General features: G+C 71.9%; 10 protein-coding genes. 9 read left to right on the top strand and 1 reads right to left on the bottom strand.

Annotated elements, in window-relative coordinates; genetic code table 11:
* Positions 1-2 precede the first annotated feature (2 nt).
* Together manA and ahcY are read left to right on the top strand one after the other, a co-directional pair.
* Complete coding sequence (manA, locus tag ACQP03_RS05130) at positions 3-1,166, top strand: mannose-6-phosphate isomerase, class I (protein ID WP_433460396.1); 1,164 nt, start codon at positions 3-5, stop codon at positions 1,164-1,166.
* A 263-nt stretch (positions 1,167-1,429) separates the two neighbouring features.
* Positions 1,430-2,929, top strand: coding sequence for an adenosylhomocysteinase (gene ahcY, locus ACQP03_RS05135; protein WP_433460398.1), 1,500 nt, complete (start codon positions 1,430-1,432; stop codon positions 2,927-2,929).
* A 449-nt stretch (positions 2,930-3,378) separates the two neighbouring features.
* On the opposite strand, the gene ACQP03_RS05140 is transcribed toward ahcY, so the two are convergent.
* The gene (locus tag ACQP03_RS05140) at positions 3,379-3,528 is read right to left on the bottom strand and encodes a hypothetical protein (RefSeq protein ID WP_357134730.1); all 150 of its coding nucleotides are present in this window, start codon (positions 3,526-3,528) and stop codon (positions 3,379-3,381) included.
* 169 nt (positions 3,529-3,697) lie between these two features.
* Between ACQP03_RS05140 and efeU the strand changes: the two genes are divergently transcribed.
* The 7 genes from efeU to ACQP03_RS05175 all read left to right on the top strand — a co-directional run bounded on the left by efeU (position 3,698) and on the right by ACQP03_RS05175 (position 12,245).
* On the top strand, positions 3,698-4,684 hold the full coding sequence (gene efeU / locus ACQP03_RS05145) for an iron uptake transporter permease EfeU (protein WP_357134731.1): 987 nt from the start codon (positions 3,698-3,700) through the stop codon (positions 4,682-4,684).
* 23 nt (positions 4,685-4,707) lie between these two features.
* Positions 4,708-5,841, top strand: coding sequence for an iron uptake system protein EfeO (efeO, locus tag ACQP03_RS05150; protein WP_357134733.1), 1,134 nt, complete (start codon positions 4,708-4,710; stop codon positions 5,839-5,841).
* A gap of 25 nt (positions 5,842-5,866) precedes the next feature.
* Positions 5,867-7,144, top strand: coding sequence for an iron uptake transporter deferrochelatase/peroxidase subunit (efeB, locus tag ACQP03_RS05155; RefSeq protein ID WP_357172804.1), 1,278 nt, complete (start codon positions 5,867-5,869; stop codon positions 7,142-7,144).
* A 121-nt stretch (positions 7,145-7,265) separates the two neighbouring features.
* Complete coding sequence (gene mtrA / locus ACQP03_RS05160; protein WP_355052014.1) at positions 7,266-7,955, top strand: MtrAB system response regulator MtrA; 690 nt, start codon at positions 7,266-7,268, stop codon at positions 7,953-7,955.
* A gap of 12 nt (positions 7,956-7,967) precedes the next feature.
* Positions 7,968-9,719 (top strand): MtrAB system histidine kinase MtrB, encoded by a 1,752-nt coding sequence (gene mtrB / locus ACQP03_RS05165; protein ID WP_357172807.1) that lies wholly within the window; start codon positions 7,968-7,970, stop codon positions 9,717-9,719.
* Positions 9,716-11,533: an LpqB family beta-propeller domain-containing protein gene (locus ACQP03_RS05170; protein ID WP_357134739.1), complete on the top strand. Its 1,818-nt coding sequence runs from the start codon at positions 9,716-9,718 to the stop codon at positions 11,531-11,533. Before mtrB ends, ACQP03_RS05170 begins: the two co-directional genes overlap by 4 nt.
* Positions 11,534-11,537: 4 nt before the next feature.
* Positions 11,538-12,245, top strand: a complete 708-nt coding sequence (locus ACQP03_RS05175; RefSeq protein ID WP_363660142.1) for a ComF family protein — start codon at positions 11,538-11,540, stop codon at positions 12,243-12,245.
* Positions 12,246-12,411: the final 166 nt, after the last annotated feature.

Here is a 12,411-nt window from a genome sequence, read left to right on the forward strand (position 1 = left end):
CGGTGGAACCGCTGTACGGACCGATCCGGGACTACGCCTGGGGGTCCCGCTCCGCCATCGCGCTGCTGCAGGGGCGACCGGTGCCCAGCCCCGGCCCGGAGGCGGAGCTGTGGTTGGGCGCCCACCCGGGCGCCCCGGCCAGCGTGGAGCGCGCCGGAGCCCGGGTGAGCCTCTGTGACCTGGTACGCGACGAGCCGGGGCAGTGGCTGGGCCAACGGGTGGCCGGCCGTTTCGGCAGCCGGCTGCCGTTCCTGCTCAAGGTCCTCGCCGCCGACTCGCCGCTGAGCCTGCAGGCCCACCCGGATGCCGAGCAGGCCCGGGCGGGGTTCGCGGCGGAGGCGGACCTCCCGGCGGGGGAGCGCAACTACTCCGACCCGCATCACAAGCCGGAGTTGTTGGTCGCGCTCACCCCGTTCGAGGCGCTGTGCGGCTTCCGCGATCCGGTGGAGTCGGCCGAGGCGCTCGCCGCGTTCGGCGTACCCGAGTTGGGGCCCGTGGTCGACGCGCTGCGGATCGGGCCGGCGGGCCTGCGCACGGCGGTGGCCACGCTGCTCGGCTGGCCGGTCGCGGAGCGCGACGGGCTGCTGCGGGCCGTCCTGGCGTCGGCGGCCGACGGCCCGGACTCCGAGTTGGCCCGCCGGCTGGCGAAGGCCTATCCGGGCGACCCGGGCGTGCTGGTGGCGCTACTGCTGCACCATGTGCGGCTGGTGCCGGGCGAGGCGATCTGGATGCCCGCGGGCAACCTGCACGCGTACCTCAGCGGCTGTGGCGTCGAGATCATGGCGGCCAGCGACAACGTGCTGCGCGGCGGTCTCACGCCGAAGCGCGTCGACGTGGACGAGTTGGTGCGGGTGCTGCGCTTCGAGGTGCTCGATGATCCGGTGCGCGCCGCCCGGCACGTCGCCCCGGGGGTGGACTGCTGGGCGGTGCCGGTGGACGACTTCGCGCTGCACCGGGTGCGGGTCGGCGCGGACGTGCCGGAGGCCACGCTGGCCCTGCCCGGTCCCCGGGTGGTGCTCTGCGGCGCGGGCTCGGTGACGGTCGATGACGGGGCGGGCGCTCTGACGTTGACGTCCGGCACGGCGGCGATCGGCACGGCGGCCGGCGAGCCGCTGCGGATCAGCGGCGACGGCGAGGCGTACGTGGCGACGTCGGGCCTACGCTGACTCGACACAAGTCCGACTTTCCCGGAATAGCTTGACTCAGCTTTGCCTGAGTGTGACTCTATGAGTACGCAGCGTTATCGCGACGACGGTCCGACAACGTGCGGGGAACCAAACCGGGGGGATGCGCGGGGCGGGCGGAGGTGGGCAGCGGGTCTGTCCACCACCGACCGCCCCGTGCGCTGTCCGCCGCCCGTCCCCCGGCGGACGTCGCTGGCGCGCGTAAGGTGGAGGATCGGCGCAGACATCGTTCGACAGGAGCTTTCATGACCAGCACCCTCCCGGCGGCCGCCAGCGGTACGCCGTCCGAGGCCCGGCCGAGCACGCTCGCCGAGGGCGACTTCAAGGTGGCGGATCTGTCGCTCGCCGAGTTCGGGCGCAAGGAGATCCAGCTCGCCGAGCACGAGATGCCCGGTCTGATGGCGATCCGGCGGGAGTTCGCCGAGGCGCAGCCGCTCGCCGGCGCGCGGATCACCGGCTCGCTGCACATGACCATCCAGACCGCCGTCCTGATCGAGACGCTGGTCGCCCTCGGGGCGCAGGTTCGCTGGGCGTCCTGCAACATCTTCTCCACCCAGGACCACGCCGCCGCCGCGATCGTCGTCGGCCCGGACGGCACCCCCGACGCCCCCGCCGGCGTCCCGGTGTACGCCTGGAAGGGCGAGACGCTGCCCGAGTACTGGTGGTGCACCGAGCAGGTGCTCCTCTGGCCGGACGGGCAGGGCCCGAACATGATCCTCGACGACGGCGGTGACGCCACCCTGCTCGTGCACAGGGGCGCCGAGTTCGAGAAGGCCGGCGTCGTGCCGCCGGTCGAGTCCGCCGACTCCGAGGAGTACGCGGTCATCCTCGAGCTGCTGCACCGCTCGCTGGGCGAGGCCGGCCAGCGCTGGACTCAGATCGCGGCCGGCATCAAGGGCGTGACCGAGGAGACCACCACCGGCGTGCACCGCCTCTACGAGATGCACCGTGCCGGCACGCTGCTCTTCCCGGCTATCAACGTCAACGACTCGGTGACCAAGAGCAAGTTCGACAACAAGTACGGCTGCCGGCACTCCCTGATCGACGGCATCAACCGGGCCACCGACGTGCTGATCGGCGGCAAGATGGCCGTGGTGATGGGCTACGGCGACGTGGGCAAGGGCTGCGCCGAGTCGCTGCGCGGTCAGGGCGCCCGGGTCGTGGTGACCGAGGTCGACCCGATCTGCGCCCTGCAGGCGGCGATGGACGGCTACCAGGTCGCCACCCTGGACGACGTGGTCGAGCAGGCGGACATCTTCATCACCGCCACCGGCTGCTTCGACGTCATCACCAACGAGCACATGGCCCGGATGAAGCACCAGGCCATCGTCGGCAACATCGGCCACTTCGACAACGAGATCGACATGGCCGGCCTGGCGAAGCGCTCCGACGTGGAGCGGGTCAACATCAAGCCGCAGGTCGACCTGTGGCGCTTCGCCGACGGGCACGCCGTCATCGTGCTGTCCGAGGGGCGCCTGCTGAACCTGGGCAACGCCACCGGGCACCCGAGCTTCGTCATGTCGAACTCGTTCGCCAACCAGACGATCGCCCAGATCGAGCTGTTCACCAAGACCGAGGAGTACCCGGTCGGCGTCTACGTGCTGCCCAAGCACCTGGACGAGAAGGTGGCCCGGCTGCACCTCGGTGCGCTGGGCGCGAAGCTGAGCACGCTCACCAAGGAGCAGGCCGCGTACCTGGGCGTGTCCCCCGAGGGCCCGTTCAAGCCGGACCACTACCGCTACTGATCAACATCTCCTGAACCGGGCCGGCTGCGAGCAGCCGGCCCGGTTCGTCGTCTCCACCCCACCCACTCCGTCCGGCCCCGCCCCGCCCCGCCCTCGCCCCGCCCCGCGATCTTGCAGTTTCGGTTGGGGATTTGCGCCTTCTGGACCGCTATGTCACCACCGAATGTGCAAGATCGCGCGGGCTGTGGGCGGGCGGGGCGGGGGATGGCAGCAACCTCGGGGATGTTGCTGCCTCCCGCGTGGCGGATGCAGCAACATCCCCGAAACTGTGACGATCTTGGGCGCGGGGCGCGGGGCGCGGGGCGCGGGGCGCGGGGCGCGGGGCGCGGGGCGCGGGGCGCGGGGCGCGGGGCGCGGGGCGCGGGGCGCGGGGCGCGGGGCGCGGGGCGCGGGGCGCGGGGCGCGGGGCGCGGGGCGCGGGGCGCGGGGCGCGGGGCGCGGGGCGCGGGTTAGTTGCGGCGGCGGGTGGGGCGTAGCCAGGTCCAGGCGCACCAGGCCAGCCAGGCCAGCGACACGACGGTGGCCAGGGTTCGCTGGCGTAGCGCGCTGAGCAGCATCACCACGGCCAGCACCGCAAGCCACGGCAGGAAGGCTTTCACGACGGGGATCCTCGCACGGCCGGTCGGTGAACGGCGTGCGGCGGGGCGTCGAAGGCCAGGTCACGGGAAGAGTGAGCTTGCCATGAACAACTTGACGAGGCTGCTGAACTGGAGGAAGGTATGGCTGCCCTAAGTTAGTGAAGGCGTGCCTAATGAACACGGAGCGGGGATGTTCGCCACCTACCTGATCGGCCTGCGGGAGGGCCTGGAAGCGACCCTGGTGGTCAGCATCCTGGTCGCCTTCCTGGTGAAGTCGCAGCGCCGGGACCGGTTGCCCCAGGTGTGGGCGGGCGTCGGCCTGGCCGTCGCGCTCTCCGTGCTGTTCGGCTGGCTCATCGAGTACACCTCGACCTCGCTGCTGGCGCGTTCCGAGGATCGCGAGCTGTTCGAGGCGATCACCTCCGTCGCCGCCGTGGTGTTCGTCACCTGGATGATTTTCTGGATGCGCAAGGCGGCCCGCACCATCGCGGGTGAACTCCGCGGCAAGTTGACCGAGGCGCTCGCCGTCGGGTCGCTCGCCGTCGCCGGGATGGCCTTCCTCGCCGTGATCCGCGAGGGCCTGGAGACCGCGCTGATCTTCTACTCCGCGGCTCAGGGCGCGGCCGGGGACAGTGGGCCGCTGCTCGCGCTCATCGGCGGCATCGTGACCGCCGTGGTCCTCGGCGTGCTGCTCTACGCCAGCGCCCTCAAGATCAACCTCAGCAAGTTCTTCACCTGGACCGGCGCGCTGCTGATCCTGGTCGCCGCCGGCATCCTCAAGTACGGCGTGCACGACTTCCAGGAGGCCGGTGTCCTGCCCGGCCTCGGCGACCTGGCGTTCGACATCACCGCCGTGCTCGACCCGACCACCTGGTACGCGGCGCTGCTGGCCGGCATGTTCAACGTGACCCCCGCGCCCACCGTGCTCGAGACCATCGCCTGGATCGGGTACGCCGTACCCGTCCTGCTGCTCTTCCTTCGCCCGACCCGCCGTACCCCGGCATCGGGCGCGGCCACGACGGGCCCGGCGGCGCCCGCCACGCCGGCGCCGGCCGCGGCCTCGGGGCCCGGTGTCGAGGCGTCCGAGCGCACGTCGCCGTCCACCACCACCGTCACCGAACGCGGGGCCGACACCGGCGCCGAGGCAGAGGCGGCATCCGCGCCGCAGCGTGCCTGACCCCACGAGGAGAGACAGCACAGATGCGTACCACCCGATTCTTCGCGCTGGCCGCTGCCGGCGTGCTGGCGACGGCCGGCGTCGCCGCCTGTTCCAAGGCCGACAGCGATAAGTCGGACGCGGCGGGCGGCCCGATCGTGGTCAAGGCCACCGACACGGCCTGCGACGTCGCCACGACCGACCTCGGCGCCGGAACGGCCACCTTCAAGATCACCAACTCGGGCGCGAAGGTCACCGAGTTCTACGTGTACGCCTCCGGCGACCGGGTCATGGGCGAGGTGGAGAACATCGCGCCCGGGTTGAGCCGTGAGCTGCACGTCGAGCTGCCCGCCGGCACGTACGAGACGGCCTGCAAGCCGGGCATGAGCGGCAAGGGCATCCGGGGCGCGCTCAAGGTCAGCGGGTCCGCGCAGCCGCTTACCGCCGACGCCGCCCTGGCCGGCGCCACCGACAACTACCAGCGCTACGTCAAGAGCCAGACCGGGGCGCTGCTGGAGAAGACCGAGGATTTCGTCGCCGCCGTGAAGGCCGGCGACGTGGCGAAGGCCAAGACGCTGTACCCGGTCGCGCGCACCTACTGGGAGCGGATCGAGCCGGTGGCGGAGATCTTCGGCGACCTCGACCCCAAGATCGACGGCCGCGAGGAGGTCATCGAGGAGGGGATGGAGTTCACCGGCTTCCACCGGATCGAGAAGGACCTCTGGCAGTCCGGCGACATCAGCAAGGACGGTCCGATCGCCGACCGGCTGCTGGCCGACGTCAAGGAGATCGTGGCGAAGGCCAACGCCGAGAAGCTCTCCCCGTTGCAGCTCGCCAACGGCGCGAAGGAGCTGCTCGACGAGGTTGCCAGCGGCAAGATCACTGGCGAGGAGGACCGCTACTCGCACACCGACCTGTGGGACTTCGCCGCCAACCTGGAAGGTTCCAAGGCGGCCCTTTCGGCCCTTCGGCCCGCGCTGGAGCAGCGTTCGCCGGAGCTGGTCAAGCAGCTCGACACCGAGTTCGCGAACGTCGAGGCGCAGCTCGGCAAGCACCGCGACGGCGACGGGTGGAAGCTGCACACCGCGTTGAGCAAGGCCGAGCTCAAGGAACTCTCGGACGGCATTAACGCGCTCGCCGAGCCGATCAGCAAGGTCGCCGCAGTCGTCGCGAAGTGACCGGGACGCAGGGGGAGTCGAGTCGATGAGCGTACGCAGGTTGACCCGTCGGCGGGCTATCACGCTCGCCGGCGCCGGGGTGGCCGGAGTCGCGGGCGTCGCCGCCGGCGCGGGCGCGCTGGTCGGCGACTCGCGTGGTCCGGCGGCGGCCAGCGACCACCCGGCGGGCGCGGTGCCGTTCTTCGGCGAGCACCAGGCCGGCATCGTCACCCCCGCGCAGGATCGGCTGCACTTCGTCGCCTTCGACGTCATCACGAAGGACCGGGCCCGCCTGGTCGCGATGCTCGAAGAGTGGACGGCCGCCGCCGCCCGGATGACCGCCGGCCGGGACGCCGGTGTCCTCGGGGCGGTCGGCGGGATGCCCGAGGCCCCGCCGGACGACACCGGCGAAGCGCTCGGCCTCCCGCCGTCGCAGCTCACCCTGACCATCGGCTTCGGGCCCACGCTGTTCCGCGACGCGGACGGGCGGGACCGGTTCGGTATCGCCGACCGCCGCCCGGCCGCGCTGGCGGAGCTGCCGAAGTTCCCCGGCGACGCGTTGCAGGCCCCGATCTCCGGCGGCGACCTGTGTGTGCAGGCGTGCGCCAACGATCCCCAGGTGGCGGTGCACGCGATCCGCAACCTCGCGCGGATCGGCATGGGTGTGGTCAGCGTCCGCTGGTCGCAGCTCGGCTTCGGTCGTACGTCGTCGACCTCCCGCGACCAGGCGACCGCGCGCAACCTGTTCGGCTTCAAGGACGGCACGGCCAACCTCAAGGCCGAGGAGACCGACCTGCTGCGCGACCAGTTGTGGGTGCAGCCCGGCGACGGGCCGGACTGGATGACGGGCGGGTCGTACCTGGTCACCCGCAAGATCCGGATGCTCGTGGAGACCTGGGACCGGACCTCCCTGGTCGAGCAGGAGGAGATCGTCGGCCGGACCAAGGGCAGCGGCGCCCCGCTGGGGCGCAGCAAGGAGTTCGACGAGCCGGACTTCGCGGCGCGCGGTGACGACGGCAAGCCGCTGATCGCCGAGCACGCCCACGTCGCCCTCGCCCATCCGAGCCGCAACAACGGCGCGCACCTGCTGCGCCGGGGCTACAACTTCGTCGACGGCTCGGACGGTCTCGGCCGGCTCGACGCCGGTCTCTTCTTCATCGCGTACCAGCGGGACCCGCGCAAGCAGTTCGTGCCGATCCAGACCCAGTTGGCCCGCCACGACGTGATGAACGAGTACCTGCGGCACGTCTCCAGCGGCCTGTTCGCCTGCCCGCCCGGCGTACGCGACGGTGGCGACCACTGGGGCCGGGTGCTCTTCGGCTGACCGGCGACGCGACCCGTCCGAGCTGTGGTGGCGGCGGACCGCGTCGAGGGGGGATCATGAGGCTGTCCGTGCCGGGTGACGCCGGTCCCACCGAACTGAACGGGGATGCAATATTAATCCCATGAGAGCCCGGGTCCTGGTGGTCGACGACGACCCCGCACTCGCCGAGATGCTCGGCATCGTGCTGCGCAGTGAGGGTTTCCTGCCCTCGTTCGTGGCCGACGGCGAGCGGGCGTTGGCCGCGTTTCGTGACAGTCGTCCGGACATCGTCCTGCTCGACCTCATGTTGCCCGGAATGAGTGGTATCGACGTGGCCCGGTCGATTCGTGCCGAGTCCGGCGTGCCGATCGTGATGCTGACCGCCAAGAGCGACACCGTGGACGTCGTCCTCGGGCTCGAATCCGGCGCCGACGACTACGTGGTCAAGCCGTTCAAGCCCAAGGAGCTGGTGGCCCGGATGCGGGCCCGGCTGCGCCGTGGCGAGGACGTCGCACCGGAGATGCTGACCATCGGGCCGCCCGGCAACCAGATCAGCATCGACGTGCCCGCCCACACCGTCAGCCGCAACGACGAGGAGGTGAAGCTGACGCCGCTGGAGTTCGACCTGCTGGTCGCGCTCGCCCGCAAGCCGCGTCAGGTCTTCACCCGCGAGGTGCTGCTGGAGCAGGTCTGGGGCTACCGGCACGCGGCCGACACCCGACTGGTCAACGTGCACGTGCAGCGGCTGCGCGCCAAGATCGAACCAGATCCGGAGCGGCCGGAAATCATCCTCACCGTGCGGGGCGTGGGCTACAAGGCGGGCACCGGATAGCCTGGTCGCACTGTGTCGACCTCGCCGCCCCCGCAGAACACCACAGCCCGCCGGCTCGCTGCCGGTCGGGAGGTCTGGCGTGTGCTGAGCGGCCGGGTCGCGCGGCTGCTGGCCCGGGCGCACCAGACCTGGCGGCGTTCACTCCAGGTCCGGGTGGTCACCATCACGTTGGTCGCCTCCAGCCTGCTGGTGGGCGGATTCGCGTACCTGATCGCTGACAAGATCACGACGATCCTGCTCGACAACGCGCGCACCGACGTCCAGCTGCGTCTCAAGGGCGGCGCCGGGTACGCGGCCAAGCAGGTCTCCCTCTACGGCCAGCCGCAGGAGGCGCAGCTCCAGGAGACCATCGAGGGCACGGTCAACTACCTGGCCGGGGGTGACCCCCAGCAGACCAGTGGCGTGGTGGTGGCCATCACCGCCGCCGACTACCCGACGATGATCCAGACCCGCACCGCGCCGGCGGCCAACGTCCAGCCCCTGATCAGCAAGGAGTTGCGGGCCGCGGTCGCCAGCGGCAAGGTGGCCAGCCAGATCCAGACCGGGCGGCTCACCGGCGAGCCGACGAAGTACCTGGTCTACGGCTCGCCGGTGCCGACCCGCTTCGGGCAGATCGAGCTCTACTACCTGGTGCCGCTGACCCGTCAGGACGACACCGCCGCCGACGCCCGGGCGACCGTGGTCGGCACCGGCATCGCCCTGGTGATCCTGCTGGGGCTGCTCGCCGCACTGGTCACCCGGCTGGTGGTCAACCCGGTCCGGGTCGCCGCGCGGACCGCCCAGCGGCTCTCCGCCGGCCTCCTCGACCAGCGGATGGTGGTCAACGGCGAGGACGACCTCGCGTTGCTGGCGGCCTCGTTCAACCAGATGGCGACGAACCTGCAACGGCAGATCCTGCGCCTGGAGGAGATGTCCCGGTTGCAGCGCCGCTTCACCTCCGACGTGTCGCACGAGCTGCGGACCCCGTTGACCACGGTCCGGATGGCTGCCGACCTGATCTTCGCGGAGCGCGACGAGTTCGATCCCGCGGTGGCGCGCAGCGCCGAGCTGCTCCAGGCCGAGTTGGACCGTTTCGAGGAACTGCTCACCGACCTGTTGGAGATCAGCCGGTTCGACGCGGGCTTCGCCATGCTGGACGCCGAGCCGACCGACCTGGTGCCGGTGGTGCACCGGGTCGTCGACCGGTTGGCCGGGCTGGCCGAGCGGGTGGGCGTGGAGATCGAGCTGGACCTGCCCAGCACCCCGGTGATCGCCGAGGTCGACCCCCGCCGGGTGGAGCGGGTGCTGCGCAACCTGGTCGGCAACGCCGTCGAGCACGGCGAGGCCCGGCCGGTGCTGATCACCCTCGGCATCGACGAGACCGCCGTGGCGATCACCGTCCGCGACCACGGGGTGGGGCTGAAGGTGGGCGAGGAGAAGCTGGTGTTCAACCGGTTCTGGCGGGCGGACCCGTCGCGGGCCCGCCAGACCGGCGGCACCGGGCTGGGCCTGTCGATCAGCTTGGAGGACGCCCGTCTGCACGGTGGTTGGCTGGAGGCCTGGGGAGCGCCCGGTCAGGGCGCCCAGTTCCGGCTCACCCTGCCGGCCCGCGCCGGCGACCGGCTCACCACCTCGCCGCTGCGGCTGGTGCCCGCCGACGCGGCGCTGCCGTTCGGCGGCCCACGCGACGGCGGCCCCCTGGCCATCGGACCGGGCAGCGGCGGAGCGTTGGCGATCGGCCCGGCGCCGACCGACAGCGGCGAGCGGGAGGAGGTGCGATCGTGAGGGCTCGACCACTGCTCGGCGCTTTCGGCGCGGCGCTGCTCCTCAGTGCCGGTTGCGGCATCCCGGCCTCTTCCGACGTGCGGGTCGACGGCAAGGCCGGCACCGCGACCGAGGCCGGATCGAGCAACGGCCGCAGCAGCGAGCCCCCGTCGCGGGCCGCCAGCGGCAGCGACAACGCGGCCTTCGTGCGCAACTTCCTGTCCGCCGCCGCTGGCGAGCCGGACCGGGCGTACGAGCGGGTGAAGGCGTTCATCGCCCCCGAACACCGGCCCCGCCTGCAGGACAAGAAGGGCAGCGAGGTCGCGCTAAACGTGGTGCGGCTGCGCGAGACCGTCTTCACCTTCAACAGCGACTCCACCACGACCGTCAAGATCACGGTGCAGCAGATCGGCGTGCTGCGGACCAACGGCACCCTGGCGCCCCCGGTCGCGACCGAGACCCAGTACGAGTTCCGGCTGCGCAGCGCGGCCCTCGGCGGCGCCGGCAGCGACGAGCGCGCCGGCCAGTACCTGCTCGACCCGCCGAGCGTGCTGCTGCTCAGCGACGTCGCCCTCCAGCAGTACTACCAGGACGAGTCGATCTACTTCTGGAGCTCCGACCGCACCCGGCTCGTGCCCGACCAGCGCTACCTGCCGTACGCGGTGCCGGACGAGCGCCGTGTCAACGAGGTCGTGCGGTGGCTGGTCGGCGGCCCGTCCGACTGGCTGCGGCCGGGTGTCGTCGGTCTGCCGGACGGCACCGAGCTGATCAACAACGCCACCGGCGCGAACAACCGGTGGGAAGTCAACCTGGACATGTCCGGCGACGACCAGAGCCGGATCGACCAGGTGATGACGCAGCTCGCCTGGTCGCTGGGTGACCTGCCGGGCGAGCTGGAGCTGAAGATCAGGAACAACTCCCAGCCCGTGCGGGACCTCGACGAGCTTCGGACGGCCCAGCAGCTCTACCCCGTCCGGGAGGAGCCGCAGCGGTACGGCGTCTACGAGGGCGCGATCCGCCCGCTCGACTTCGCCGGCGAGCCCAGCGGCGCGGTGCCCCTCACGCCGGAGGTCAACCGCGGCATCGTGTCGGCCGGTCTCGCGCGGGGCGTCAACCGGGTGCTCGCCGCGCTGGTGGTGACCGGGGGCAAGGACCGGCAGCGACTCGCGGTGGGCACGGGGGCGGACACGGTGGCCACCCTCGGCCGCAGCGCCGGGGAGTACGCCTCGATCGGGCGCCCGGTCTGGCTGCGTACCGTCGACACGCGTCCCGCGCAGGGGCTGGTGGTGGCCGACGGTCGCCTCTACCGCTTCGACGAGGCCGCCGGGATGGCCGAGGTGCCGCTCAACCTGCCCTCGCCGGAGGTCACCGCGGTCGCCTCCGCGCTGGACGGTCAGCGGGTCGCGTTGATCGCCGGTGGGCGGCTCTACGTCGCGGCGCTGAACCTCGACGGCTCCGGCAGCGGGGTGTCGATCGGCCCGCCCCGGGCGCTGGTCACCTCGTTGACGAACCTGACCGCGGTGGACTGGATCGGGGAGGACCGGCTGGTGGTGGCCGGCTCGGCGGGCCAGCCGGCGATCTACGAGATCAGCGTGGACGGCGCCCTGGAGACGCCGCTGCGCACCGATGTCGGCGCCAAGGTCAACCATTTGACGGCGTACCCCACCAACCGGAGCGTGCGCGTGCCCACCGGGTCGTACATGTACGAGGCCAACAAGGTGGCCTACCGCAGCAGCCCGTTCGAACGGATCGCGCCCGAGCAGGTCCGCGACGTTCCCACGCCGCCGGCCGGCGTCCGCCCAAGCAACCCGTCGGCCCCGTTCTTCCTCTACTGACGTCGTGCGCGGGCTCTGGGCGGACCTCGCCGACCTGGTCCTCCCCGCTGACTGCGCCGGCTGCCGGGAGCGTCGCCAACGGATGCGGCAGGGGGTCTGCCCCTCCTGCGTCGCGGCGCTGAGCGCGCTGCGTCCCCGGGTGACCCGCCCCACCCCCGCCCCGGCCGGCCTGCCGCGCTGCGTCGCCCTCGGCCCGTACGACGGTCCGCTCCGGGAGGCGCTGCTGGCGTACAAGGAACACGGCCGGCACGGTCTGGCCCGTCCGCTCGGCGCGCTGCTGGCCGAGGTGGTCGCGGCGGCGGTCGGCGAGGTGCGTCCGCTGGCGCTGGTGCCGGTGCCGGACACCGCGGCTGCGGCGCGTGGCCGCTACGGCGACCACCTGGACCGGCTGGCCCGGCACTGCGCGGCCCGGCTGGGCCGGTGCGGCTGGCCCGTACGGGTGCACCGGCCGTTGCGTGCCCTGCCCCGGCCCGACTCGGTGACCCTGGACAGCGCGGGCCGTGCGGCGGCCGCCGAGGCGGCGTTCCGCCCCCGTTCCGGCGCGTCCGCCAAGCCCGGCCACCCGGGCGGCGAACCCGTCGTGGTGCTGCTCGACGACATCGTCACGACCGGCGTGACACTGGCCGCGGCGGCCCGGGTGCTGACCGCGACCGGCTGGCGACCGGGTGTCGCCGCGGTTCTCGCCGCAACCGAGAAAAGACTCCGTTTGTAACAGACCGTGTTTCCGTTTCACCCGTTGGTGTATGAGGTGCGAAAAATACCGGGCGGTCTTGGCAACAAGGGGTGACTGCCGGGCGAACAGGAGTTAGCGTTTCGCTGTCGGGGGTAGGAGGTCGTTCCATCCCGCCCCGGGCGGTGAGAGGAGGCGTAGCCGTACT

The sequence above is a fragment of the Micromonospora sp. CA-248212 genome (genome assembly GCF_050948405.1).
GTDB lineage: Bacteria > Actinomycetota > Actinomycetes > Mycobacteriales > Micromonosporaceae > Micromonospora.

Bases quoted from the DNA above. Each gene is read 5' to 3' on its own strand.
- efeU (WP_357134731.1), top strand. From the start codon at position 3,698: ATGTTCGCCACCTACCTGATCGGCCTGCGGGAGGGCCTGGAAGCGACC.
- mtrA (WP_355052014.1), top strand. From the start codon at position 7,266: ATGAGAGCCCGGGTCCTGGTGGTCGACGACGACCCCGCACTCGCCGAG.
- ahcY (WP_433460398.1), top strand. From the start codon at position 1,430: ATGACCAGCACCCTCCCGGCGGCCGCCAGCGGTACGCCGTCCGAGGCC.
- efeO (WP_357134733.1), top strand. From the start codon at position 4,708: ATGCGTACCACCCGATTCTTCGCGCTGGCCGCTGCCGGCGTGCTGGCG.
- efeB (WP_357172804.1), top strand. From the start codon at position 5,867: ATGAGCGTACGCAGGTTGACCCGTCGGCGGGCTATCACGCTCGCCGGC.